Annotated in this window: 23 protein-coding genes and 1 tRNA gene; 8 read left to right on the top strand and 16 right to left on the bottom strand. The window is 63.1% G+C overall.

Translation table 11 applies throughout. From position 1 onward, the window contains the following. Window positions 1-6: 6 nt before the first annotated feature. Window positions 7-669 (bottom strand): GMP/IMP nucleotidase, encoded by a 663-nt coding sequence (gene yrfG / locus ACLEJU_RS27345; protein ID WP_435425042.1) that lies wholly within the window; start codon window positions 667-669, stop codon window positions 7-9. Window positions 670-733: 64 nt separating this feature from the next. Between yrfG and nudE the strand changes: the two genes are divergently transcribed. Together nudE and cysQ are read left to right on the top strand one after the other, a co-directional pair. Then, complete coding sequence (gene nudE / locus ACLEJU_RS27340; RefSeq protein ID WP_435425041.1) at window positions 734-1,300, top strand: ADP compounds hydrolase NudE; 567 nt, start codon at window positions 734-736, stop codon at window positions 1,298-1,300. Continuing rightward, a complete protein-coding gene (gene cysQ / locus ACLEJU_RS27335; protein WP_435425040.1) occupies window positions 1,297-2,115 on the top strand; it encodes a 3'(2'),5'-bisphosphate nucleotidase CysQ in 819 nt (272 codons plus the stop codon). The genes nudE and cysQ overlap by 4 nt, the downstream gene beginning before the upstream one ends. A 159-nt stretch (window positions 2,116-2,274) precedes the next feature. Here cysQ and ACLEJU_RS27330 read toward each other — a convergent pair whose 3' ends face one another. From ACLEJU_RS27330 to rfbC, 5 genes are read right to left on the bottom strand one after another with little or no spacing between them, the layout of a single operon-like run. Then, window positions 2,275-2,730, bottom strand: a complete 456-nt coding sequence (locus ACLEJU_RS27330; protein WP_435425039.1) for a YiiD C-terminal domain-containing protein — start codon at window positions 2,728-2,730, stop codon at window positions 2,275-2,277. Then, window positions 2,727-4,136, bottom strand: a complete 1,410-nt coding sequence (locus ACLEJU_RS27325; RefSeq protein ID WP_435425038.1) for a sigma-54-dependent transcriptional regulator — start codon at window positions 4,134-4,136, stop codon at window positions 2,727-2,729. The genes ACLEJU_RS27330 and ACLEJU_RS27325 overlap by 4 nt, the downstream gene beginning before the upstream one ends. Further along, the gene (locus ACLEJU_RS27320; protein ID WP_435425037.1) at window positions 4,133-5,947 is read right to left on the bottom strand and encodes a sensor histidine kinase; all 1,815 of its coding nucleotides are present in this window, start codon (window positions 5,945-5,947) and stop codon (window positions 4,133-4,135) included. Before ACLEJU_RS27320 ends, ACLEJU_RS27325 begins: the two co-directional genes overlap by 4 nt. Window positions 5,948-5,985: 38 nt before the next feature. After that, window positions 5,986-6,846: a dTDP-4-dehydrorhamnose reductase gene (gene rfbD, locus ACLEJU_RS27315; RefSeq protein ID WP_435425036.1), complete on the bottom strand. Its 861-nt coding sequence runs from the start codon at window positions 6,844-6,846 to the stop codon at window positions 5,986-5,988. Next, entirely contained in the window at window positions 6,843-7,388 is a 546-nt protein-coding gene (gene rfbC / locus ACLEJU_RS27310; RefSeq protein ID WP_435425035.1) for a dTDP-4-dehydrorhamnose 3,5-epimerase, read from the bottom strand. Before rfbC ends, rfbD begins: the two co-directional genes overlap by 4 nt. 453 nt (window positions 7,389-7,841) lie before the next feature. Between rfbC and aguA the strand changes: the two genes are divergently transcribed. Both aguA and ACLEJU_RS27300 read left to right on the top strand, forming a co-directional pair. Beyond that, a complete protein-coding gene (aguA, locus tag ACLEJU_RS27305) occupies window positions 7,842-8,948 on the top strand; it encodes an agmatine deiminase (RefSeq protein ID WP_435425034.1) in 1,107 nt (368 codons plus the stop codon). A gap of 184 nt (window positions 8,949-9,132) precedes the next feature. Continuing rightward, window positions 9,133-9,330, top strand: a complete 198-nt coding sequence (locus ACLEJU_RS27300) for a hypothetical protein (RefSeq protein ID WP_435425033.1) — start codon at window positions 9,133-9,135, stop codon at window positions 9,328-9,330. A gap of 80 nt (window positions 9,331-9,410) precedes the next feature. On the opposite strand, the gene ACLEJU_RS27295 is transcribed toward ACLEJU_RS27300, so the two are convergent. Next, window positions 9,411-11,513, bottom strand: coding sequence for a TonB-dependent receptor (locus ACLEJU_RS27295; protein WP_435425032.1), 2,103 nt, complete (start codon window positions 11,511-11,513; stop codon window positions 9,411-9,413). Between the two features lie 445 nt (window positions 11,514-11,958). Between ACLEJU_RS27295 and ACLEJU_RS27290 the strand changes: the two genes are divergently transcribed. Continuing rightward, window positions 11,959-13,248 carry an OprD family porin gene (locus ACLEJU_RS27290; protein WP_159412875.1) on the top strand — a complete coding sequence of 430 codons (1,290 nt, stop codon included), beginning with the start codon at window positions 11,959-11,961 and terminating at the stop codon, window positions 13,246-13,248. A gap of 30 nt (window positions 13,249-13,278) precedes the next feature. Here the strand turns inward: ACLEJU_RS27290 and ACLEJU_RS27285 are convergent, their stop codons facing one another. From ACLEJU_RS27285 to ACLEJU_RS27275, 3 genes are all read right to left on the bottom strand, one after another. Continuing rightward, window positions 13,279-14,949 carry an FMN-binding glutamate synthase family protein gene (locus ACLEJU_RS27285; protein ID WP_435425031.1) on the bottom strand — a complete coding sequence of 557 codons (1,671 nt, stop codon included), beginning with the start codon at window positions 14,947-14,949 and terminating at the stop codon, window positions 13,279-13,281. Window positions 14,950-15,053: 104 nt separating this feature from the next. Then, window positions 15,054-16,421: an ATP-binding protein gene (locus tag ACLEJU_RS27280; protein WP_435425030.1), complete on the bottom strand. Its 1,368-nt coding sequence runs from the start codon at window positions 16,419-16,421 to the stop codon at window positions 15,054-15,056. 1 nt (window position 16,422) lies between these two features. Continuing rightward, window positions 16,423-17,142 carry a response regulator gene (locus tag ACLEJU_RS27275; protein WP_435425029.1) on the bottom strand — a complete coding sequence of 240 codons (720 nt, stop codon included), beginning with the start codon at window positions 17,140-17,142 and terminating at the stop codon, window positions 16,423-16,425. Window positions 17,143-17,300: 158 nt separating this feature from the next. On the opposite strand from ACLEJU_RS27275, the gene ACLEJU_RS27270 reads away from it, so the two are divergent. Further along, a complete protein-coding gene (locus tag ACLEJU_RS27270; protein ID WP_440776761.1) occupies window positions 17,301-19,580 on the top strand; it encodes a TonB-dependent siderophore receptor in 2,280 nt (759 codons plus the stop codon). A gap of 208 nt (window positions 19,581-19,788) precedes the next feature. On the opposite strand, the gene ACLEJU_RS27265 is transcribed toward ACLEJU_RS27270, so the two are convergent. Continuing rightward, a complete protein-coding gene (locus ACLEJU_RS27265) occupies window positions 19,789-19,980 on the bottom strand; it encodes a hypothetical protein (RefSeq protein ID WP_435425027.1) in 192 nt (63 codons plus the stop codon). Between the two features lie 535 nt (window positions 19,981-20,515). On the opposite strand from ACLEJU_RS27265, the gene ACLEJU_RS27260 reads away from it, so the two are divergent. Next, a complete protein-coding gene (locus ACLEJU_RS27260; RefSeq protein WP_060478286.1) occupies window positions 20,516-20,755 on the top strand; it encodes a type II toxin-antitoxin system RelB/DinJ family antitoxin in 240 nt (79 codons plus the stop codon). Continuing rightward, entirely contained in the window at window positions 20,745-21,044 is a 300-nt protein-coding gene (locus ACLEJU_RS27255) for a type II toxin-antitoxin system RelE family toxin (protein WP_435425026.1), read from the top strand. Before ACLEJU_RS27260 ends, ACLEJU_RS27255 begins: the two co-directional genes overlap by 11 nt. A 267-nt stretch (window positions 21,045-21,311) precedes the next feature. On the opposite strand, the gene ACLEJU_RS27250 is transcribed toward ACLEJU_RS27255, so the two are convergent. The 5 genes from ACLEJU_RS27250 to ACLEJU_RS27230 form a co-directional block, all read right to left on the bottom strand. Beyond that, window positions 21,312-21,387, bottom strand: a tRNA-Thr gene (locus tag ACLEJU_RS27250). A 97-nt stretch (window positions 21,388-21,484) separates the two neighbouring features. After that, window positions 21,485-21,733, bottom strand: a complete 249-nt coding sequence (locus tag ACLEJU_RS27245; protein ID WP_435425025.1) for a hypothetical protein — start codon at window positions 21,731-21,733, stop codon at window positions 21,485-21,487. Window positions 21,734-22,308: 575 nt separating this feature from the next. Continuing rightward, window positions 22,309-23,514, bottom strand: coding sequence for a methyltransferase (locus ACLEJU_RS27240; RefSeq protein WP_435425024.1), 1,206 nt, complete (start codon window positions 23,512-23,514; stop codon window positions 22,309-22,311). Window positions 23,515-23,650: 136 nt separating this feature from the next. Next, on the bottom strand, window positions 23,651-24,340 hold the full coding sequence (locus ACLEJU_RS27235) for an ABC transporter permease (protein WP_159412907.1): 690 nt from the start codon (window positions 24,338-24,340) through the stop codon (window positions 23,651-23,653). Further along, window positions 24,341-25,033 (bottom strand): ABC transporter permease, encoded by a 693-nt coding sequence (locus ACLEJU_RS27230; RefSeq protein ID WP_103448623.1) that lies wholly within the window; start codon window positions 25,031-25,033, stop codon window positions 24,341-24,343. Between the last annotated feature and the right edge of the window lie 100 nt (window positions 25,034-25,133).

Genomic DNA, 25,133 nt, shown 5'->3' with positions numbered 1-25,133 from the left:
AGGCCCTTACAGGCCTACCAGTAATTCCCGGTAATCCTCGACCGCCGCAAACTCCTCGGTATCGCGTGGCTGCGCCATGCTGTCCGGCTGGCGCACTGCCAGCAGATGCCCCACGCCAAATCGCCGCGCACTGCGCAGGATGGCCAGGGTGTCATCGATGAACAGGCTGCGTTGCGGATCAAAGCCGATATCCGCCTTCAAGGCGTTCCAGAACTGCGGGTTTTCCTTCGGGTAGCCGTAATCGTGCGAACTGATCAGCCGCTCGAAATACGGAGCCAGTTCGACCCGCTCCAGCTTCAGTGACAGTGAATCGCGGTGGGCATTGGTGATCATCACCACGCGCTTGCCCGCCTTGCGGATGGCGGCGAGGAACGTATCGGCATCGGGCCGCAAGGCGATCAGGTCGGCGATTTCGCGCTTGAGTTCGCGAATCGGCAGTTTCAGCTCGCGGCTCCAGAAGTCCAGGCAGTACCAGTTGAGGGTGCCGGCGTTGCGTTCGAACAGCGGCTGCAGCTCCATTTCCGCCATGGCTCGGCTGACCCCGTGCAGCTCCGCGTAGCGCTGGGGCAGGTGGTCGAGCCAGAAGCGGTTGTCGTAGTGCAGGTCGAGCAGGGTGCCGTCCATGTCCAGCAGGACGGTATCGATGGCAGACCAGGGAAGAACAGGCATGGGAAACTCTCGATCAGTCGGCTAGCCACGGTATAGTAACCCGTTCACGCCAAGGAGCCGCCCCATGCGCCAGAAACCCACCGTCCTCAGTCGCGAGATCGTCGCCAGCAGCCGCCTGTTCCGGGTCGAGGCCGTGCAGTTGCGCTTCAGCAATGGCGCCGAGCGCACCTATGAGCGCCTGGTCGGCCGTGGCAACGGCTACGGCGCAGTGATGATCGTGGCCATGCTCGATGCCGAGCACGCTGTGCTGGTGGAGGAATACTGCGGCGGCACCGACGAATACGAGCTGTCGTTGCCCAAGGGCCTGATCGAGCCGGGTGAGGACGTGCTGGCCGCCGCCGACCGCGAGCTCAAGGAAGAAGCCGGCTTTGGCGCTCGCCAGCTGGAGCACCTGACCGAGCTGTCGCTGTCGCCTGGCTACATGAGCCAGAAGATCCAGGTGGTACTGGCCAGTGACCTTTACGAGGAGCGCCTGGAGGGTGACGAGCCGGAGCCGATGCGGGTCGACAAGGTCAACCTGCGCGAGCTTTCGGCCCTGGCCATGCACCCGCAGTTCACCGAGGGACGCGCATTGGCGGCGCTATATCTGGCCCGTGACCTGTTGATCCAGCGGGGGCTGCTCGAAGCATGAACGACCAGCAACTGATGCACGAAGTGGTCAAGCTCGCCCAGCTGGCCGGCGACGCCATCCTGCCGTTCTGGCGCGCCGACGTGGCGGTGATGAACAAGGCCGACGATTCACCGGTAACGGCCGCCGACCTGGCGGCGCATCGGGTCATTGCCGATGGCTTGCTGGCGCTGGCGCCGCAGATCCCGGTGCTTTCTGAAGAAGACTGCAATATCCCGCTGGCCGAGCGCCAGGGCTGGAGCCGCTGGTGGCTGGTCGATCCGCTCGACGGGACCAAGGAGTTTATCGCTGGCAGCGAGGAATTCACCGTCAACATTGCGCTGGTCGAGAACGGCGAGGTGGTGTTTGGTGTGGTGTCGATGCCGACCAACGGGCGCTGCTATTTCGGTGGCCGCGGCCTGGGCGCCTGGCGCTCTGAAGGGGCTGCCGAGGCACTGCCCGTTCAGGTACGCAATGCGCCGCCTGCCGGTGGCCGGTTCACCGTGGTGGCCAGCCGTCGCCATTCCAGCCCGCAACAGGAGGCACTGCTGGCAAGCCTGAGTGCTGCTGTGGGTGAGCTTGAATTGGCGAATATCGGCAGCTCGCTGAAATTCTGCCTGCTGGCCGAGGGCAGCGCCGACTGCTACCCGCGCCTGGCGCCGACTTCGCAATGGGACACGGCGGCGGCGCAGGGTGTACTGGAAGGTGCAGGGGGCGAGGTAATTGAGGTGGATGGCCAACCGTTCCGCTACCCGGCGCGTGAATCGCTGCTCAATCCGTTCTTCCTGGCGTTGCCTGCCAAAGCTGCCTGGCGCCAGGCATTTCTGGACCTGATCTGACTCAAGCGCTAGCGCGCGCTTTTGTAGGAGCGGCCTTGTGTCGCGAAAGGGGCGCGTAGCGGCCCTAGGATTTCAGCCACGCCGCATGGATCGCCGGGGCCGCTTTGCGGCCCTTTCGCGACACAAGGCCGCTCCTACAGAGGGATCGTGCCAGCCTTGTTAGCGGTGCAGGACGTACTGCCCGCTGAAGCTGACGGCGGGCTCATCACTGCCGACGTTGCTGACGGTGGTCGCCAGCGTCAGCCGTGCCCGGCCATGGCGCTGGTACATCGTCAGGAACCGTTCCCAGGCCTTTTCGTCCGGCGCCGTGCAACGCGCCACCGCCGCGCCGGTCACCGGCAGCGGGTAGTTGATCTGGCCCTCCTGGATGACGATATGCCCATCATCGATGCCCAGTTCGCGCAGGCGCAGGTGCAGCCAGCCCCATCCCACCAGCACTGCGGCGCAGTACAGGCTGCCGCCGAACATGGTGCTCTTGTGGTTGACGTTGGCGGCCAGCGGCAGTTGCAGGCGCAGGGTCTGGGCTTGCCAATCGACAACTTCCAGGCCCATTTCACGGGTCAGCGGAATGTCGCCGTGCAGCACGGACTGCAGGTATTGGCTATCGGAACTCATGGGCGGTTTTCCTCGTGGTCGTCGCTGCCGCTGCTACCGCCTTCGAAATGCAGGCCGTGCTTGCGCAGTTTGTCGTGCAGAGTCTTGCGCGGGATGCCGAGGGCTTCGGCGAGGCTGCGCATGGAGCTGTGGGGCTGGGCCAGTTCGGCGGCGATCAGTGAGCGCTCGAACTGCTCGACCTGGTCGCTGAGATTGCCCAGCAAGATCGGCGTCGCGGCTTGAGCAGCAGGTGGTGCCTGGCCATCGAGGGCCAGCTCCAGGCCCAGGGCAAAGCGTTCGGCAGCGTTCTGCAGTTCGCGCACGTTGCCCGGCCAGTCATGGCGCAACAGCATGGCCCGCTGGGCCGGTTGCAGGCTGTGAGGTGGCAGGCCATGGCGCTGGCTGGCGGCATCGGCGAAGTGCTGGAACAGCACCAGGATGTCGTCCCCGCGTTCGCGCAATGGAGGGATGCGCAGCGGCGCCACGTTCAGGCGGTAGTAGAGGTCGGCGCGGAAGCGGCCCTGGTCGGCGGAGGTACGCAGGTCTTCCTTGGTGGCCGCGATGATGCGGATATCCAGCGGGATGAGCTGATTGCCACCGAGGCGCTCGACCACCCGCTCCTGCAGCAGGCGCAGCAGCTTCACCTGCACGTCCAGGCTCATGCTCTCGATCTCGTCGAGGAACAGCGTGCCGCCGTTGGCAAACTCGAACTTGCCGATGCGGCGCTTCTGCGCACCGGTGAAAGCGCCCGGTTCGTGGCCGAACAGCTCGCTTTCGACTACCGACTCGGCCAGGGCTCCGGCGTTGATTGCCACGAACGGCCCCTCGCGGCGGCTGGACAGGTCGTGCAGGGCGCGGGCGACCACCTCTTTGCCGGCACCGGTTTCACCGAGGATCAGGACATCAGCACGGGTGCCTGCCAGGGCGCCGATCTGCTCACGCAGGCGTTGCATCGACGGTGAGTGACCAACCAGCCGGGTGGCCAGTTGCTGACGGTCGCTCAGGGCCAGGCGCAGGCTGCGGTTGTCCAGCACCAGGCGGCGCAGGGCCAGGGCGCGGCGCACGCTGTCGAGCAGGGCGTCGCTGGCGAAGGGTTTTTCCAGGAAGTCGTAGGCGCCCGCGCGCATGGCCTGCACCGCCAGCGGTACATCGCCGTGGCCGGTAATCAGCAGCACCGGCAGTTCGCTGTCGCGGCCGTGCAACTGCTCCAGCAATTGCAGGCCGTCGATGCCAGGCATGCGGATATCGCTGACCACCACGCCGGGCCAGTCGGGCTCGATGCGCTCGGCCAGGCCTTGGGCGTCAGCCAGGGCAACGACCTTGAGCCCGGCCAGGTCGAGGGTCTGGCTCAGGGCCTGGCGCAGGTGCGGGTCGTCGTCGACCAGAATCACCTGGGCCTGGCTGTCGATGTAAGGCTCGGTCGTCATGCCGAGGAGTCCTCCGAAGTGGGCAAGGTAGCACCGGGTGCAGCCACACGCAGTTGCAGGGTGAGCAGGGCGCCACCTTCTGGGTGGTTGGCCAGCAGCAGTTCACCGCCCAGCGTGCGCATCAGGCTTTCGCAGATGGCCAGGCCCAAGCCCAGGCCCTGAGTGCGGGTCTTGGTGGTGAAGAACGGCTCCTTGGCGTGCTCCAGGGCCTGGCGGCTGAAACCCGGGCCATTGTCGCGAATGTACAGGTAGACGTATTCATCGTGCTTTTCGGCACTCAGCCACAGGCGCCGCGGGTTGGCCTTTTCCGTCAGAGCGTCGAGGGCGTTGGCCAGCAGGTTGCCAAGCACCTGGCGCAGACGGGTTTCGCCGGCCTGCACCCACAGGGTGGCCTCGGGCAGGTCGCGGATCAGCTCCACGGCCATCGCTCGACGGCGCTTGGCCAACAGCGCCAGGGCATCATCCAGTGCCGGTTGCAGGGCCACGCTTTCCGGGGCGTGGCGGTCGCGACGGGCAAAGGCGCGCAGGTGGGCGATGATCGAGGCCATGCGTCCGGTCAGTTCGCCAATCAGCTTGAGGTTGCCGCGGGCGTCCTCGGTGCGCTGGTGGTCGAGCAGGATTTCAGCGTTCTCGGCGTAGCTGCGGATCGCCGCCAAGGGTTGGTTGAGTTCGTGGCTGATGCTCGCCGACATGGTGCCGAGCACCGACAGCTTGCCGGCCTGGACCAGTTCATCCTGGGCGCGCACCAGCTCCTGCTGGGCGTTCTCGCGTTCGAGCACGGCGCTTTTCAGCCGGTTGTTGAGGCCTTCGAGGGCGGCGGTACGCTCGGCCACGCGGGTTTCCAGCTCTTGGCGACCACGGGCCTCGAAGTCGATGCGATCGATGTAGTGGCGGCGCCGCTGCATCACCAGACCGGTGAACAGCATCAGCACCAGCAGTGCGCCGGCGCCGATGGCCATTACCGTCTGCACCGAGCGATCGACCAGCAGGCGCGGTGCGAGGATGCTGACCTGCCAGCCGGTTTCCTTTATGTCGCGAGTCTGGGTGAGCCAGGCATCCTGGTTCAGCACCAGCGGTTGCGGGGCCTGGGTCGGGTAGGGCTGGATGGCGACGATCGCCTGGCGCTCGGCGTCGGTCAGCTCGCGGGTGGCGCGAAAACGCCAGTCAGGGCGAGAAGTGAGGATCACCACGCCGTTGTGGTCGGTCAGCAGCAGTTGCTCCGGGGTTCGGCCCCAGAGGGTCTCGGTGTGGTCCAGATCCACCTTCACCACCAGCACGCCAACGATGCGCTCGCGGTCGCGCACGGCGGCCGCGAAGAAGTAGCCGCGTTTGGCCGAGGTGGTGCCCTGGCCGAAGAAGCGACCCAGGTGGCCGGCCATGGCCTCGTTGAAGTAAGGGCGGAATGAGAAGTTGCGGCCGACGAAGCTGTCCTGCTTGTCCCAGTTGGAGGCGGCCAAGGTGTTGCCGCTGACGTCCATCAGGTACATCACCTCGGCGCCGGTCTGCTGGACGATATCCTTGAGCAGGCGATTGGCGTTGGTGACCGCCTCGAGGCGGAACGGGTCGGCCAGCACGCCGCGCAGTGCCGGCAGGTCGCCGAGGATCTGTGGCAGGGTTTCGTAGCGATGCAGGGTGCCGAGCAGGTTGGCGACGTACAGGTCGAGGGTCTGGCGGTTCTGCGAGGCCAGTTCGTCTTGGTAGTAGCGTTCGGCCAGATGGTGCAGTGGCCACAGCAGTGGCGCCAGGCACAGGGCCAGCAGGGCCAGGCTGCGCCAGCGGGGACGGCGAGGGGACGTGGGTTTTGCAATCATCGCGTAAGTGCGCCAGATGGGTCTGGCGCAATTATGCGCTACTTGAGGCAGTCGATCAGCGCTTGCTGCCAGTGCGGCAGGTGTACGTCCCACTCACGGGCCAGGCGCGAGCAGTCCAGGCGTGAGTTGGCCGGGCGACGCGCCGGGGTCGGGTATTCGCTGGATGGGATCGGCAGCAGCTCGGCAGAGGGCAGGCCACGTGCCTTGAGTTGTTCGCCGATGGCCTGGGCGAAGCCAAACCAGGAGGTTTCGCCCTGGGCGGTCAGGTGATAGGTGCCCCAGGCGCCGCGCTGCCCGGCTTGCCAGCGCTCGATCAGTGCCCGGGTGGCGACGGCGATGGTCGTGGCCCAGGTGGGGGCGCCGATCTGGTCGTTGACCACGCGCAGCTGCGGTTTTTCCTGCAGCAGGCGTTGCATGGTCAGCAGGAAATTGCGCCCGTATAGCGAGTACACCCAGCTGGTGCGCAGAATCAGGTGCTCACCGTCCACTGCGGCGATGGCTTGCTCCCCGGCCAGTTTGCTGCGGCCGTAGACACCCAGCGGGTTGGGGCGGTCGAGCTCGGTATAGGGCAGGGCCTTTTCGCCATCGAACACGTAGTCGGTGGAGTAGTGGATCAGCGGCGCACCCAGGCGCACCGCCTCTTCGGCTAGAACCCGCGGGCTTTCTGCGTTGATCGCGAAGGCCAGGTCCGGTTCGGTTTCGGCCTGGTCCACCGCGGTATGGGCGGCGGCGTTGATGATCAGCTGCGGGGCCAGCTGGCGCAGCGGTTCGCGCAGCGCTTCGGGGCGGGCCAGGTCGAGCTGGTCGCGGCCCAGTACATGCAACTCGCCGAGGCCGGCCAGTTGCGCCTGAAGGGCCTGGGCGACCTGGCCGTTGTGCCCGCAGACGAGGATCTTCATGGGAACAGGTCCGCATCTTTGAGCCAGACGGCGGCCTGGTCCTTTGCCGACAGCTGTGGAGGCTCTTTCAGGCCCCAGTCGATGGCCAACTGCGGGTCATCCCAGCGGATCGAACGTTCGGCGTTGGGGTTGTAGTAGTCGGTGGTCTTGTACAGGAAGTCGGCCGTTTCACTCAGCACCAGGAAACCGTGGGCGAACCCCGGCGGGATCCAGAACTGCATGTGGTCGGTGGCGGTAAGGTGCCGGGCCACCCAGCGGCCGAAGTACGGAGAGCTGCGGCGGATGTCCACGGCCACGTCCAGCACTTCGCCCTGCACCACGCGCACCAGTTTACCCTGAGGGTTGTCGATCTGGTAATGCAGGCCGCGCAGCACGCCGCGCTGGGAGCGAGAATGGTTGTCCTGGACAAAGTGGCCGTCGAACCCGGTCTGTTTCTTGAATTCGCGGGCATTGAAGCTTTCAAAGAAGAAGCCACGGCTGTCGCCGAAGACCTTCGGTTCGATGATGACTACGTCGGGTATCTCGGTCGCTATGATGTTCATGGAGATTCTTCGGTCAGTGTGCTGAAGGTCCGACCTTGAAAGGTCCGCTCTACGTCCGCCGTCTTGGCAACCTGAGCCTAGATCGGCTGGCGGTGAGCCAGCACGCGCCCACCTGTCGATTTCATCTTCGCACCGGGTTATCGGCCACAAGCCCGGCTTCCCCAGTAGAAACATGAAACAGGTTTCATCTTGAGGCTTTTTGGCATGCTGATGCAGCCTGCGCCAAGCGATTATATCGAAGGTCGAGTCCCGATAGATCCTGGCTGGCCGCTTGTCGATCTATATCGGTAAAAAATAGCTAATAGTTACGATTTAATCGATTTTCAAGCTTCTAAAGTCGATATGTATCGGTTATAAATTAGCCAATCGCGGCGGGCGTGATGCACCGTCGAAAATGTCACATTCACTTGCTATCCATCGACCATCGGCCCAGTGCCTTTGCAGAGGTTACCCATGAAGACCCTAAACTCCACTCCCCGCGCCGACGGTTTCCACATGCCCGCCGAATGGGCCCCGCAAAGCCAGGTCTGGATGGTCTGGCCGGAGCGATCGGACAACTGGCGCCTGGGCGGCAAGCCAGCGCAGGCGGCCCATGTGACCCTGGCCAAGGCAATCGCCCGCTTCGAGCCGGTCACGGTGGCCGTTTCCGCCGCTCAGTACGAAAACGCCCGTCGCCAGCTCGATCTGCCGAACATTCGTGTGGTGGAAATCAGCAACGATGACGCCTGGGTGCGCGACACCGGCCCGACCTTCGTCATCAACGACCACGGTGAAGTGCGCGGCGTGGACTGGGGCTTCAATGCCTGGGGCGGCTTCGACGGTGGCCTGTATGCGCCATGGAACCGCGATGAGGAACTGGCGGCCAAGGTGCTGGAAATGGAGCGCTGCCAGCGCTACCACACCGAAGGCTTCGTGCTTGAAGGCGGTTCGATCCACGTCGATGGCGAAGGCACCCTGATCACCACCGAAGAATGCCTGCTCAACCGCAACCGCAACCCGCACCTGAACCGCGAGCAGATCGAAGAGATCCTGCGCGAGCAACTGGCGGTGGAAACCATCGTCTGGTTGCCCGATGGCCTGTACAACGACGAAACCGACGGCCACGTCGACAACTTCTGCTGTTACGTCAGCCCAGGCGAAGTGTTACTGGCCTGGACCGATGATTCCAACGACCCCAACTACGCCCGTTGCCACGCCGCCTACGAGGTGCTGAAGAACACCCGTGATGCCAAAGGCCGCGAGTTCGTGGTGCACAAGATGCCGATCCCCGGCCCGCTGTTCGCCACTGAAGAAGAGTGCGCAGGTGTCGATCAAGTAGCCGGTAGCCAAGAGCGCGACCCGTCGGTGCGCCTGGCCGGTTCGTATGTGAACTTCCTGATCGTCAACGGTGGCATCATTGCGCCGAGCTTCAATGACCCGGCAGATGCCCAGGCCAGAGCGATTCTGGCCAAGGTCTTCCCGGGCCACGAAGTGGTGATGATCCCGGGCCGTGAGCTGCTGCTCGGCGGTGGCAACATCCACTGCCTGACCCAGCAGCAGCCGGCACCGGTCAAGCGCTGATACAGGCCAACGAAGAAGCCCGTCGGATGACGGGCTTTTTTTTTGCCTGGACGATATCCGGAGGGTTGGATGGCATACGTTTTGTATTGTTTTTCAGAGAGTTACCCAGGCAGGCCGGGCACACCGTTCTGTAACAATATCGAAGTAAATTAGCCGCTCACGGGCCCAGGGAGTACGTGTAGACATGAACGCAGCAAGTGAGACGGCTTTGCGCCCATCGGCAGTGAATCACCAATCGCTCAGTATTCTGGCGCAGTGGTTGAAACACCATGGAGGCAAACGGGTCAGGACGACCGACCCACGACGTCTGCTTGACGGCCGCTATCCTCAAGGGCTGATCAGCGATGCTGAGCTGGATGCGCTGCTGGGGGTCTGGCACTGACCAGGGCAGGAGCCCGCCCCATGAAAAACGCCACCGTAATTGCGGTGGCGTTTTCGTTTGTGCAAGGCGCAAACGGTTGATCAGAAACGGTAAGTACCGGTCACCACCAGGCTGCGCGGGTCGCCGACCTGGATCTGCGCGGCACTGGTCGCCGAGCTATAGTAGGTCTTGTCGGTGATGTTGCTCAGCGCTGTCCGCACATCCCAGTCATGGGTACGGAACCCTGCCAGCGCATCCCAGCGGCCGTAGCCTGGCAATACCGTGGTGTTCTGGTTGTCGGCGTAGCGTTCGCCGACCAGTGTCAGCCCGGTCTCGGCATACCAGCCCAGTTCGGGTTTCCAGGTCACGAACAGGCTGCCGTTGCGTTTGGCCACATCGTTGATGCGATTACCTTCCAGGCCATTGTTGTCCTTGACGATGGTCGCATCCTGCAAGCCAATGCCGCCGCGTACATACCAATTGCCGCCGATATTGCCGGTGGCGGTCAGTTCAATGCCGCGCGAGCGCTGGAGGCCGCTGAGCAAGGTGATCTCCGGGTTGTTCGGGTCACGGGTGCGGCGGTTGTAGAGTTCCAGTTCATATATGGCCAGGGTGGTGCTCAGGCGCTCGTCCAGCCAGTCGCTCTTCACCCCGATTTCCTTCTGCCGGGTCAGCTCCGGGCCGGTGTCGTTGCTATTGCCCGGCGCGCCTGGGGTAATGCCGATCAAGCCGCCGCCCACGGGCGAGAATGTCTTGCTCCACGACGCATAGAAGGAGTGGTCGCGCCAAGGGGTGTAGACCACGCCCAGGCGCGGGCTGGTGGTATTGCTGTCCTGTTTCTCGGACAGGTTGCGGACCTTGTTGGTGGTCTCTACCTCGAACTGGTCGAAGCGTACCCCGGCCAGCAATTGCCATTGGTCATTCAGGCGGATCTGGTCCTGCAGGTAGAGCCCGCGGCTGTCGACCACGGTGTGGTTGTCGCTCGACACCACCATGCGGCCATTGTGCTGCAGGCTGCGGTCAGGGTTGTAGACATTCAAAGGGGGGACCGGGCTGCCCCCGGCCGAGACCGGCGCGGCGGTGTACAGCGTCGGGTCCCGACGCTGATTGCCGAACTCCAGCCCGATCAACAGCTTGTGCTCAAGGCCGAGGGTGGCGAAATCACCTTCGGCTTCCAGGTTGTTGAACAGATTGCGGGTGGTCAGGTCCTGTTGCCAGCGCTGGCGGGTGACGGTCTGGTTGCTGGCGTTGTAGCCGGTCAGGTAGGTGTTGTCGAAGTCGCTGTCGAGCTTGAACAGGCCAAGGGTGTGGCGCAATTGCCAGGTTTCGTTGAGCTGGTAGTTCAGGCGAGAGCGCAACGATTGCGCGCGGTCGTCGATATAGTCGCGCTGGGTGTCGCCATAGGTGGTGCTGCGGCCGACATCCGCCGGCCGCCCGTCGACACCGGGAATGCCACGGTCAGGCGTGCGGTTGTAGCGGCTGTATTCGTACTGCACCAGCCAGTTGAGGTCGGGGGAAAGCTGCCAGCGCATCGACGGCGCAAACAGTTGCCGGCTACCGTCGATGCCATCGCGGAAACTGTTGTTGTCCTGGTTGCCCATGTTCAGGCGCAGGCTGATGGTGTCGCTGGGGTCGGCACTGAGGTCTGCATACAGGCTGCGCAGGTCTTCACTGCCACCCTGGGCTTCGATTGACGAGCGCCGTCCTTGCTCTGGCGCCTTGCTCACCCGATTGACGATGCCGCCCTGGCTGCCACGGCCATAAAGCACGGCTGCCGGCCCTTTGAGGACTTCGACACGCTCGATGTTGTGCAGGTCGCGAATGTACTGGCTGTCGTCGCGGATGCCGTCCAGATAGAAGTCGTTGCTGGCCTCGAAACCACGGATACGGATGCTGTCGAAGCGCGTATCGGCACCGCTGCTGACGTTGGGAATGCCCTCCAGAGCCTTGCCCAGCGTATTGCTGCCGTAGTCCATGACGTTGGAAGTCTTCACCGTGTCGATGGCTTGCGGTACATAGCGCACGGGCGTCGACGTACGGGTCGCAGTGCTCACCTCCTTGACCTGTGGGTTGTCTCTTTCGCGCTCGCTCTCGGCAGTCACCGAGAGTTCGGGAAGTGTGGTGCTGGTGGCGCTGGCCAGGCTGGGGCTGATCAACAGTGACAGGCCAAGGCCAAGGAAGGGCAGGCGATTGGGGGCGGGCATTGGAACATCCGAGCTGAGGTAAATGAAAAAACAGGCGCGAATGGTAATGCTTGCTATTTACTGCTGCTCGGGTATTTGTAAAGGCTTGTCTTTACATATGTATCAGTTTGTAAGTGCCGCTTTTCCACGGTTTGATGCCGAAAATTCCCACGGAAGTCAAAATGACTGCCGATTGCGTCAAGGGGCATGGAAATGCACCAGTCATGGCAGTGAAATTGGTTATATCAACCTGCAATTCACGACTTTTTGACATTTGTAATCACAGGCAGCTAGGATTCGGCCAACGCTTGCTGGCCACGACTGGCCATGCTGCTGCTTGAAGCCCGCCGCACCACTGTCGGCGGGCTTTTCAGTTCGGATCCGCACAGCGTCGAACCTACGAAGGGGCGTTGGTTCCTGGCGTAATGGTGCAAAGCGTTTTTGATTTAGAAATAAGGAAAACAAGATGTTGAAAACCAGGATCAGCCTGGTCGCTCTGGCGATGATCGCCGCGACCCAGGCCCAGGCCAACGATCAGGCCGACAGCAAGGGCTTCCTCGAGGACAGCCACGCCAACGTTCTGCTGCGCAACGCGTTCATCAACCGTGACAAGAAGCACGGCAAGAATGACCAGAGCGAATGGGGCCAGGCGTTCATCGGCAAATTCTCCTCCGGTTTCACCCAGGGCACCGTCGGCGTGGGCGTTGACGCCTTCGGCCTGTACGCCATGCGCCTGGATGGCGGCAAAGGCCGCAATGGCGCTGCCGGCATCGACTTCTTCAAGGCCAGCGACACCGACCCGAAGAACTCGCCGCACAACCTGGCTCGCGGTGGCGCTGCCATCAAGTTCCGCGTCTCCAACACTGTGCTCAAGTACGGCGACATGATGCCTGAGCTGCCGGTGCTCCAATACGACGACAGCCGCCTGCTGCCCGAGAGCTACACCGGTACCTTCATCACCTCCAAGGAGATCGAAGGCCTGGAGCTGAACGCCGGTCACTTCACCGAGGAAGCGCGCAAGAGCGCCGAGGGTCGCGACAGTGGCCACCTGAAATCGATCGATGTGTTCGGTGGTAGCTACAAGTTCACCGACAACTTCACTGCCTCTGCCTACACGTCGAACATTGAAGACGTGATGAAGAAGCACTACCTGGGCATGAACTACGTCTTCCCGATCGCGGCAGACCAGTCCCTGACCCTGGACTTCAACGGCTATAAGTCGGACATCAACAGCAAGTACGTCCAGAAAGCCGAGCTGACCGGTGACGAAAACACCATCTGGAGCCTGGCGGCCACCTACGCCTTCGGCCCGCACTCGGTGACCTTGGCGCACCAGCGCAGCACCGGCAGCACCGGCTACAACTACGGCTGGTACCAGGACCGTGGCGGCGTGGGTGACGGTGGTTCGACCATCTACCTGGCCAACTCCTACTGGTCCGACTTCAACGCCGAAGACGAGCGCTCCTGGCAGCTCGCCTACGGCCTGGACTTCGGCGCCTTCGGCATGCCGGGCCTGACCTACAAGATCGCCTACGTGGCGGGTGACAACATCAACACCCACGGCTTCGGCGAAGGTAAAGAGCGCGAAATCTTCAACCAGCTGCGCTACGTCGTTCAGGACGGCCCGGCCAAGGACCTGTCGGTCAAGCTGCGTGGTTCCTGGCTGCGTACCAACAACGCGGTACAGCAGAACGGCTACAACGACGACGGCAACGAAGTCCGCGTATTCGTCGAGTACCCGATCAGCATCTTCTGATCCTGACCGAGCGTCTCAAGCAGCCCCGGCCTATGCCGGGGCTGTTTCTTTGCGGCGCACACTGGCCGCTGCCGGTGCGACCGCAACATCCCCCGTCTCCGGTGCAAAGCTGTCACTGCGTGCCATCCGCCACATCCGTGCATAGAACTCGCTTTCAATCGAGCCGCTGAGCAATTCGCCCGGTTTGAGGAATTGGTGCAGGTCGGAAAACAGGCTGATCTCGCTGGTGCTGATGCGCCGCGCCAGGTGCTTGGGCTTGAGTTCCGAGGGGTGCTCCAGGCCTGCGGCCGCAAGCATTTCGGCCAGGGCATGCAGGGTGTTGCGATGGAAGCTGGCCACCCGCTCGGCCTTGTCGGGCACCACCAGCGCACGCTGGCGCAGCGGGTCCTGGGTGGCGACACCGGTCGGGCACTTGTTGGTGTGGCAGCTCCGCGACTGGATGCAGCCGATGGCGAACATGAAGCCGCGAGCGGAGTTGACCCAGTCGGCACCGATGGCCAGCACGCTGGCGATATCGAAGGCGCTGACGATCTTGCCTGCCGCGCCGATGCGAATGCTCGAGCGCAGGTTCAGGCCGACCAAGGTGTTGTGCACGAACATCAGGCCTTCACGCATCGGCACGCCCATGTTGTCGCTGAACTCCCGAGGCGCTGCGCCGGTACCGCCTTCCTTGCCATCGACGACGATGAAGTCCGGGGTGATGCCGGTGACCAGCATGGCCTTGGCGATGCCCATGAACTCCCACGGGTGGCCCAGGCAGAACTTGAAGCCCACCGGTTTGCCGCCCGACAGCTCGCGCAGGCTGGCGACGAAGTGCAGCAGCTCCACCGGGGTGCGGAATGCGCTGTGCGCGGCTGGCGAGATACAGTCTTCGCCCACGCGCACGCCCCGGGTGGCGGCGATTTCCGGGCTGACCTTGTGGGCCGGCAGAATCCCGCCGTGGCCGGGCTTGGCGCCCTGGCTGAGCTTGATTTCGATCATCTTCACCTGCGGGCTGCGCGCCTGCTCGGCGAAGCGTTGCGCGTCAAAACGGCCGTCTTCGTTGCGGCAACCGAAGTAGCCACTGCCGATTTCCCAGATCAGGTCGCCGCCATGCTCGCGGTGGTAAGGGCTGATGCTGCCTTCGCCAGTGTCATGGGCAAAGCGGCCAAGGCGTGCGCCTTGGTTGAGTGCGGCAATTGCATTGGCGCTGAGCGCTCCGAAGCTCATGGCCGAGATGTTGAAGATCGAGGCGGAGTAAGGCAGGCGACATTGCGGCCCGCCAATGGAAATGCGGAACGACGCCGGGTCGGGCGTGGCGACCGGCAGCATCGAATGGCTGATGAATTCGAAACCGGGCTTGTAGGCATCGTTGAGCGTGCCGAAGGCTTTCTCGGCGCTCTCGTTCTTGGCCCGGGCATACACCAGTGAACGCTGCGAACGGGAGAACGGCAGCTTGTCGTCGTCGCCTTCGATCAGGTACTGGCGGATTTCCGGGCGGATGGTCTCGATCAGGTAGCGGATGTTGCCCAGGATCGGGTAGTTGCGGCGCACCGCGTGGTGGCTCTGGCGCAGGTCGTTGAGGCCGACCAGGCTGAGCAGGGCGGTAACCACCGTCAGCGGCCAGAGCCAACTGTGCAGGGCAAGGAACGGAATGCTGGCGAAGGTGAACAGCAGGCACAGGGCCAGGCAGGCATAACGGCTGGGGAGCGAATCTTTCATGGGTCCATCGCAGGCTGGATGACGCGGCCTAGGATAGGCAAACCCCAGGTCGGGAAAACCTGGGGTTTTGGTAAAAGACTATTACCTGAATGTGAGGGGCCGGATCAGCGGGGCAGCAATACACTGACGCGCAAACCGCCGCCCTCGCGATTGTGCAGCAGCAATTCGCCGCCATGGCTGCTGGCGATGCGCTGGGCGATGCTCAGGCCCAGGCCATAACCCCCGGAGGCCTGATTGCGTGACCCTTCGCCACGCACGAACGGGTCGGTGATGGTAGCCAGCAGGCCTGGCGCAATGCCGGGGCCACGGTCATCGATGTGGATGTACACGCCAGTGATGGCGGCTTCCAGCGTCACCGAAACCTGCCTGGCATAACGCAGGGCATTGACCACCAGGTTCTGCAGGCAGCGTTGCAGCAACAGGGCATCAACTTGCAGGCTGCCGCCCTTGCCATGCACAGGCAAGGGCTCGGCGCTGCTGGCCAGGTCCGAGCACAGCCGCGCCACCAGGCGGTCGAGATCGACCAGTTGGAGGTTCTGCTGCTCGCCGGCACGCAGGTAGTCGAGCACCTGGCCGATCATGCTGTCCATCTGGGTGATGTTCTGCCGCAGGCGTTCGCGCTGCTCGCCATCCGGCAGCCGCTCTAGGCGCAGGCGCATGCGGGTCAACGGGGTGCGCAGGTCGTGTGACACGGCGGCCAGAAAGTAGGCCTTGTCGTTGACCATGTTGATCAGGCGCTGCTGCATGGCGTTGAACGCCAACGCGGCCTGGCGTACTTCCTCGGGGCCGTCCAGGGCCAACGGAGGCTGCTCGAGGTTGCTGCCCAGCCCGCGCGCCGCATCGGCCAGGCGCCGCAACGGGCGCAGGCACAGGCGCACTGCGATCAGGCAGACCAGCAACACGGCGACGATCCGCAGCGCATAGACCCGCAGCAGGTAGTCGCTGATCAGCACCCACGCCGACTCGCCGCTCCAGCCCTGTAGCTCCTGGCCGTCGATGCTCAGCCAATGGCCATCGGGCAACGGCACGGCGAACTGGATATGCGCCTGGGCGGTGCGCAGGCCGAACAGGCTGCGCCAGACGATCGGCTGGCCCACTTCATCGGTGAGCTGCACCTTCAGCAGGCGCACTTCCCGGGCGTGGCCCAGTTCGTACTTGAGCGCCTGTTGCAGCAACAGCTCTACGCGTCGGCGCCCGCGCGGCTGATCCTGCTGCTGTGCAGGTTCGCTCTCGGCGCAGCGCAACTGATAGTGCGCCGGTACCTGCAGGTGTTCCGTGTGGCAATCGGCCTGCGCAATCAGCGGGGCGCTGCGTGCGGCCATGAGCCGGATCGGTGCTTCGAGCACCTGGGCGAAACGCACATCGAACCAGATGCTGCTCGACATCAACTGGATCACCAGCGTGCCGCTGACCATGATCAGCAGCAGCTGGCCAAACAGCGTGCGTGGCCACAGGCGACGGAGCCAACGCATGTCAGCTGTCGGCCTCGGTCCGGGCGATGCTCAGCAGATAGCCTTCGTTGCGGATGGTCAGGATCTGAATGTCGCTGGCCGGCGCACGGCGCAGTTGCTGGCGCAGGCGGCTGATACACATGTCCACCGAGCGATCGTCGGGGTGGTGATCGCGGCCAAACGCACTGCGTGTCAGCTGATCCCGGGAGACCACGCGGTTGTTGGCCTCCAGCAGTTCACGCAGCACCCGGTAATCAGAGCGGGGCAAGGTGAGGGTCGTGCCGTCGGGGCAGGTCAGCAGGCGCTTGACGTGGTCGAGGCTGAAGCCGGCGAAACGCTGGGCTTCGGCGGCCGGCTCTTCGGCAGAGGTGTCCAGGCGTTGCGGGCGGCGCAGCACGGCCTTGATGCGGGCGATCAGCTCACGCGGTTCAAAGGGCTTGGCCAGGTAGTCGTCAGCGCCCACTTCCAGGCCGATGATGCGGTCCAGCGTGCTGCCTTTGGCCGACAGCATGATCACCGCCAGGCCCGGTGTTGCTTGCAACTGACGGCACAGGCTCAAGCCATCTTCGCCAGGCAGCATCAGGTCGAGCACCACCAGGTCGACCTTGCTCGCGGCCAGTTGCTCGCGCATGCCATCGCCGTCGGCGGCCGCCAAAACGGTATAGCCGGCATCAGTAAGGTAATCGCAGAGAAGTTCGCGGATCTCGTCGTCATCGTCGACAACCAGCAAGGTTGTGCTCATCGGGAAAAACACCTGTGCGGGGAGGCCTGGCAGCGCTCGTTACGTTCGATTACATCCCCGTACAAGCCGGGTATGGAGCCCAAAGGGCGGATCCCTAGAATCGTAACAAAAAATCATCTGCGAATACGAAGCCTTCCCAAATGAATCACAAGAGCGCCATGAACGACTTCACTCCAGCTGTCCGGGGCGGTAGCCGCCCGCACCCGCTTGCCTTCTTTGTTGCCGTCGCCATCAGTGGCAGCGCCATGGCTGCCGAAAGCCAGCCTTTGGAGCTGGATGCCACCCAGATCGACGACAGTGCGCTGGTGTCCGCAGATGAAACCGGCCAGCTCGGCTATACGGTGGAAAGCACGCGCAGCTCTACTGGTTTGAAATTGACCCCGCGGCAGACGCCGCAGACGGTCACCACCATCACTCGCCAGCAGATGGACGACCGCGATGTGCATTCCATCGAGCAGGCACTGGACACCACACCCGGCGTGAGCGCCACCAAGTCGGAAGTGGGTGGGCGCACCGACTTTCGCGCCCGGGGTTATTCAATCAGCAACTGGAAGGTCGACGGCCTGCAGTTCCAGGGCGGTTCTGACTTCAGTGGTGGCGGCAATGCGCTGAACATGGACCTGTACGAGCGCATCGACATCGTCCGCGGTGCCAACGGCCTGCTCGGAGGCACCGGTGACCCGTCGGCCACGGTCAACATGATCCGCAAGGCGCCGACCAAAACCTTCGGCGGTAGCGCCTACGCCACCTACGGCAGCTGGGACAAACGCCGCCTGGGCGCCGACCTCAACCTGCCGCTGTCAGAAGACGGACGCCTGCGTTCGCGCTTCGTGATGACCCAGGGCGACGCCAACTCGTTCCGGGATAACCAGTCCGAACGCGCGCGCGCAGCCCTGGCCAACTTCGCATTCGACATCGACGATGCCACCACGATTGGCGCCGGCTACCAATACGAATACAACAAGGTGGTGGGTGGCGGCTGGGGCGCCAACATCCCGATCTGGTACAAGGACGGCAGCAAGACCGACTTGCCGCGCAGCACCAACGTGGTGCCGAGCTGGAGCTTCGGCGAGTACACCACCCGCACCGCCTTCGGCTCGTTGGAGCACCGCTTCGACAACGACTGGACCCTGGACCTGAAGGCCGCCCAGAGCACGGCCGAAGTGCTCAACCACCGTGGCTTGGCCAAGGTCAACTCGGCTGGCCGTGGCAGCTACGGCGGCTACTGGGACCAGGATGGCAACGGCGCGGTACTCAACGGCCTGCACAGCTCCAGCGACACCACCCAGCAGTCCGCGCAGATCGACCTGTCCGGCCCGTTCCAGCTGTTCGGCCGCACCCACCAGGCGATGGTCGGCTACAACGACAGCCGTACCGTGGCCTGGTCGCCGGAATACAGCTGCACCATGGTCAGCGATGACCGCGTCAGCGCACCCTCGGTGGGCTGCCAGTTCCGCGCCAACAACGGCTTCCCGCTCACCGACTGGCACCACGGCGTGGACAGCGACTACGACATGATTGCCTCGCGCACCGGCCGCCACAGCAAGACCACCACTCGATTGCAGGGCATGTACGCCGCCACCCGGTTGAGCATTACCGACCCGCTGTCGGTCATCGTCGGCGTGCGCACCACCGATTACTCGGCAACCACCAACAGTGTCGCCGGCGTGCGCAGCAACCAGCAGAACAACGGCATCGTCACCCCGTACCTGGGCGCGGTGTACGACCTCAACGACACTTACTCGCTGTATGCCAGCTACACCGACATCTTCAACCCGCAGACGGCTGAGACCGAAAGCGGTACCAAGGTCGAGCCGATTCGCGGCCAGAGCTACGAGACCGGCATCAAGGGCGAATGGCTGGACGGGCGCCTGAACGCATCGGCGGCGTACTTCCGCACCAAGCAGCAGAACAAGGCGGTGCTCGACGACGGCCTGACCACGCCGACCGGCGGTGATGCCTACAAGGCCGGTACCGGCCAGGAAACCGACGGTATCGACCTGGAAATCGCCGGTGCGCTGACACCGAATTGGAACGTCTATGCCGGCTACACCTACCTGCACTTCCGCCGCGTCGACAGCGACGGTCGCAGCGACCCGTCGCACCTGTTCAAGGCCTCGACCACCTATCGCCTGTCCGGCCCGCTGGACCGCCTGACCATCGGCGCAGGGGTGAAGGCACAGACCAACATCCGCGCGATTTCCAGCCCGGCGGGGCAGCCAGTGAACGGGGTGAGTGCGGGGGCGACCGATGTGAACTGGTCCGGTTATGCGATCTGGAATGCCATGGCCAAGTATCAGCTGACCGATGACACTACGGTGAGCCTGAATGTCGACAACCTGTTCGACAAGCATTACTACACCCAGTACGGGTTCTATGCCGGGGCGATCTACGGTGACCCACGCAACATGTCGCTGACGGTCAGCACCGCGTTCTGATCAATTGGGGGCGCTTTGCGTCCCCAATTTGTTGGAGCGGCTGTCTTGCTCAGTTTCCAAAAGCTGACGAGATCCCTGTGGGAGCGGGTTTGCCCGCGAACACCGGCAAAGCCGGTGCCATCCACCGTGTCTCCTGCTTCGCGGCTAAAGCGCTGCCACAGGATTAACGGCGCCCTTGCTGGCATGGTTCTCTGAACGACAGTGCAGCCTATTCGTCCTCTGGCATTTCGTCAGTGACCATGACGCGCACATGCGAGTCGCACGGGTCTTCCATATGCAAGCCAAAGTAACGGGAGTCGTTGGCATCCCAGAATGCCTCGACCTGCGCCATGGAGGCATTGGCAAGGAGCACTTCAGCGTTGTGCTCCAAGATGATCGAGTAACGGATTTCGGCATTCATTGCAGAGGGGCTCACAACGGCGGATTGGATAAATGGATGGGCGGGTAAATCGCGATGCCATTATGCCAACCTGCTCATTCTCGATCTTCGCCACTCGTCGCACGGCGCGGTCCGTCGTCGGCAAGCCCGCCGCCTTTACACTGGGGGTGCCGCGCTTGTCAGGATGGCTCGGGTTTTGAGGGAATTTCTTGGCCATGGCTCGCACCCAGCGATTGCTGTTCGCCCCGGCGCATGCCCACCACCCCTAACAGGTTTGATTGAAATCAAGCTCTGCTGCATCGCCCCAACGCTCTAATCAAAGTGTGTGCAGCCGGGTGGTTGCTGTCCTGCGCCGAGCCGTTCGCCCTTGATGCCCAGTTCGACGGAGGCAAAGCCAGTCATCGGAGCAGAAAGCTGCCTGATAGGCAGCAAGTTATGGACTCCAATCGGCGTGCGGCGGTGTTGTCCTTCGTCGGCTTGTGCCCCTGAGCCACTTGCCTGGTGCCCGGAATTACGCCACTGTAAAGACCATTGTCATTACAGTGAGCAAGCCATCATGGCCTCCATCAATGTTCGTATCGACGACGATCTCAAAATCCGAGCCTATCGTGAGCTTGAGCGGTTGGGTGTTACGCCCTCCGAGCTCATGCGTCAGGCATTGCAGTACGTCGCCGAGCGCGGGCAGCTACCTTTTAAACCTGTGCTCATGACCGATGAGGATGAGGCGCTGCTGGCGACCGTTCGCGAGCGCCTTGCCGACCCTCAGCGAGTGAAGGTTTCCCTGGATGACCTATAGCCTTGAGTTCGATGCGCGAGCGCTAAAGGAATGGCGAAAGCTGGGGGATACGGTCCGGCAGCAACTCAAGAAAAAACTCGTCTCGGTACTGCTGAATCCGAGGGTAGAGGCAAATCGGCTGCATAGCTTGCCGGACTGCTACAAGATCAAGCTGCGCAGTAGCGGGTACCGATTGGTCTACCAGGTGATCGATCAGGAGGTTGTGGTTTTTGTGGTAGCTGTGGATAAGCGCGAGCGGGAACAGGCTTATCGCAAGGCGGCAGAGCGAGTGGTAGGTAAAACGTCATAGCGAATAACCCGCCAAACGGTGGGTTTTAGGGCTGCCAAGGCATGCGATGGATACTGAAATGGTGCGGCAGGCGTTCTAGGTAATGGCAGCCGTTGTGCGAACCATAAGGGTACTTTCCAATGTCGAATTGGTAGGTATCCTTAAAAGTACCCTTATTAGCGCTGGCTACCCTCGGAATCCGACGGAACGCCAAAACGAAAAAACCCGCCAGAAGGCGGGTTTTTCGGGGGTTCCAGAGATTTTGAAAGCTTTCTATGGAACCTTGAATGGTGCCGGCACCAGGAATCGAACCCGGGACCTACTGATTACAAGTCAGTTGCTCTACCATCTGAGCTATACCGGCAATGGGGCGTCATTATAACGATCGGTTAGCGCCTGTAAACCACTTCCTTGCGAAAGCGTGCAAATAGCCTAAGTCACCGGTCCAAAAGGATATTTTCTTACCAGCCGCGGTGGATGGTGTTCACGCTCGGCTCGGTCCTGCCAGGGTTGAAAAACAGCTTGTCGTTGTCGCAGCCGCGCTTGCGGCACGGGCTTTCCACGCGCAGGGGCAGGCCGTTGTCGCCGCCCAGCTGCATGCCGGGGGTGTTCCAGTCCAGGTTGCTGGCGGGGTGCGAGGCAGGGCTGTTGCTGCAGGCGCCCAGAGTGAGGGTGAAGGCCAGCAGGGCAAGGGGTTTGGCTTGGGTCACGATGGTGTAGTCCGTTAGTCCATTGTCGATTCTGGCGCAACGCCAGACGGTCGCAGGGCTGGCGGGCAGCGTGCGACGTAGCTTTTTACTGAATTAGGGGGCGGATGATACACCGTCGGGTCTCTTCGCGGGTGAACCCGCTCCCACAGGGATCGTGGTGATTTTGTGAGGGATTTCTGAAATTGAGACTAAAGGCTTCATTCCCGATCCACCCTGCAGTTTGATCCAAACCCCGTATTTGTCCGCCTAAAGCGGCCCCAGGATGTCAGCTGTGATGCAGATTCATGGGGGCTTCTTCGCAGCCCTTTCGCGACACAAGGCCGCTCCTACAAAAACAGTGCGCGCAGTCGAAAATTGGCCTTTAGCAGCATGCACAACGAGAGCTTATGCACAAGAGGCATTGCGGGCTTGCGCGAAAGGCATGCCGCTTCTACATACCGCCGGTCTTTGCGCAAACTCCTGTTTTTACTGGGCTTGACGCCCATGCGGGAATAAGCAAAACGCTTGAAATAGCGCTCGGCGCCATCCACTCATCAAAAGCTTGTTCACAGACTTATCCACAGGCTGTGCTGCGGCTAACGGTCACGTTCTGCCAGTAGCAACAGGTTGCGTGGGGTGAGCGGGTAGTCGCAGAAAGTGCCCAAACGAACGTCGTAGCCTTGTTCTTCGAGGAACAGGGCGCGGTCGAGCACCAGCCATAGCTCCAGCGGGCGGCGGAACAGGTTGCGCAGGCGTTCGAGGTTGCGCACCTCGGCCAGGCGCCGCCAGCCGGCTGCCTCCAGCGCGACCCACTCCGGGTTCCCACTCAGATCGACCTTGCGCAGGTCGGCCAGCTCACGGCAGTACTCATCGAACGGCTTGCCCAGCCAGGCGACCGGCAGGGAAGGAGTGGGCAAGTATTCGTCGCACTGGCGCTGTTCGCGCTGCAGCAGGTCGAAGCCCAGACGCCGCGCCATGGAGCAATCGCGTTGATGGCGAAGGCGGGCGCTGGCGGTGACCGCTTCGCTCAGCGGCAGGCCCAGGTCGATCATGTTCAGCTGCAGCGTTGAGTTCTGTGCGGCTGTGGATAACGGCTGATAGTGCTCGCTCGAAATGCGGTTGTAGCAGCAAGGTGCCACGGCCAGATGGCGGCAGCCTTGTTGGCTGGCCTGGCGCAGCAGGTGCACGTGCAGGTCGCCGCAGGCGTGCAAGGCGACCACGCTTTTCTCGTGGTTCAGGTGCTGGGTGCTACCGGCAGCCATCACATCCTGGTGGACGTGAGTCGCGGGCAGGTGATGGTGATCGCTCAGGGCCTGGCCGGCGGCGACCAGCTCGGGGTTGTATTCCAGGCAGGTGAGTTGCTGGCCGGGTTGCAGCAGGCGGCGGCCGAGGTGGCCTTTGCCGGAGCACCAGTCGAGCCAGTGGCGTGTGTGTTCGCGAAAGCCCAGGCGGCGGCTGAAGGCTTCGATCTGCTGCCATTTGCGGCCGGGTACGGCGACGTCGAGACGGTGGCCGGCGGTGGGCAGGCCAGTGTCGGGGAGCTCGCCGAGGGCTGACAGTTGCTGGGCTTGCGCCGCCAGTTGCGGGAATGGGGCGGGCAGGCCTTGTGGGTTGATGTCGGCTTCAGCGTCGGCCAGGGTGCACTGGCGCAGGTGGGCGGCGAGTTCGGGGTATCTGCTTTCCCAGTCCAGGCGCAGGGAAGTGAAGGGCCGGGGTTTCCACAGCGGTTGGTGCTCGGTCAGGAACTGGTCGAGAGCCTGGAAGCGGTCGTTCAGGTGGTGGCTGTGGAGGTAGGTGGACATGGGTGTGGCTTGAGATGTGTAGTTGTTTTGAGGGCCTCTTCGCGGGCACGCCCGCTCCCACAGGTATAGCGCCAACCTCAAGAATGGCGCTGTACCTGTGGGAGCGGGCGTGCCCGCGAAGATGGCAGTGAGAGTTTCAACGGCCCTGGCAGGCGTCCACGCGCAACCAGCGCTCCAGCAGTTTGAAACCTTGCACCAGCACGAAAGAGATCACCAGGTAGAACACCCCGGCAGCGAAGAAGATCTCCACCGGCAGGTAGGTCCGGGCAATGATGGTACGGGCCATGCCGGTCAGTTCCAGCAGGGTCACGGTACTGGCCAGGGCACTGGCCTTGAGCATCAGGATCACTTCGTTGCTGTAGGCCGGCAGGCCGATGCGCGCGGCACGTGGCAGCATGATGTAGAACAGCGTCTTGCCCCGCGACATGCCCAGCGCCCGTGCGGCTTCGATCTCACCCTTGGGGATCGATTGCAGCGCGCCCCGCAGGATCTCGGCGATGTAGGCGGCGGTGTGCAGGGTCATGGTCAGCACCGTGCACCAGAACGGATCGCGCAGGTACGGCCACAGCGAGCTGGAGCGCACCGCGTCGAACTGCGCCAGGCCGTAATACACCAGGAACAGCTGCACCAGCAGTGGCGTGCCACGGAAGAAGAAGATGTAGCTGAACGGCACGGCGCGCACGTACCAGTGGCGCGAGGAGCGGGCGATGCCGAGCGGGATGGCCAGGATCAATCCGGCAACCACGGCGATGGCCACCAGCTCCAGGGTCAGGGTCGCACCCTGGGCCAGGCGTGGCAGCCACTTGAAGATGACTTCCCAATTCATTTATTCGGCCCTCGCAAAGCCGCGAGCGGCGCGTTTTTCCATGAAGTGCATGCCGGTCATGGCGATGATGGTCAGGCTCAGGTAGATGCAGGCGGCGACCATGTAGAAGGTGAACGGCTCCTTCGTGACCGTCACGCCGATCTGCGCATGGCGCATGATTTCCTCAAGGCCGATCACCGACACCAGTGCGGTGTCCTTCATCAGGATCATGAACAGGTTGCCCAGGCCCGGCAGGGCGATGCGCCACATCTGCGGCAGAATGATGCGCGACAGGATGCGGCCTTGGGACAACCCCAGCGCCAGGCCGGCCTCGCGGTGGCCCTTGGGGATCGCCAGGATCGCACCACGGAACACTTCGGTGGCGTAGGCGCCGAAGCACAGGCCCAGGGCGATGACGCCAGCCGCGAAGGCGCTGAGCTCAAGGCCGGGCATGTTCAGGGCTTCGCCGAGGCTGTTCATCAGGCCGACGGTGCCGAAGTAGATGAGCAGGACCCAGAGCAGCTCGGGCACGCCGCGCACCAGGGTCGAGTAGAAGCCGCCAAGCCATTGCAGCGGCTTGATCGTGGAAGTCTTGGCCAGGGCGCCGAGCAGGCCCAGGACCAGCCCCAGCAGCAGGGCGCAGAGCGCCAGTTTTACGGTCATCAGGGTGCCGGCCATCATGGCCGGACCGAATCCGTGCAGGTCGATATTCATGGGCAGGTCATTCTAGGGACTTGGGGGGGGGGGGGGGGGGGGGGGGGGGGGGGGGGGGGGGGGGGGGGGGGGGGGGGGGGGGGGGGGGGGGGGGGGTGGG

Source organism: Pseudomonas sp. SMN11, from assembly GCF_052041945.1.
Taxonomy (GTDB): Bacteria; Pseudomonadota; Gammaproteobacteria; order Pseudomonadales; family Pseudomonadaceae; genus Aquipseudomonas.
This window is presented reverse-complemented; position numbering and strand designations above follow the sequence as displayed.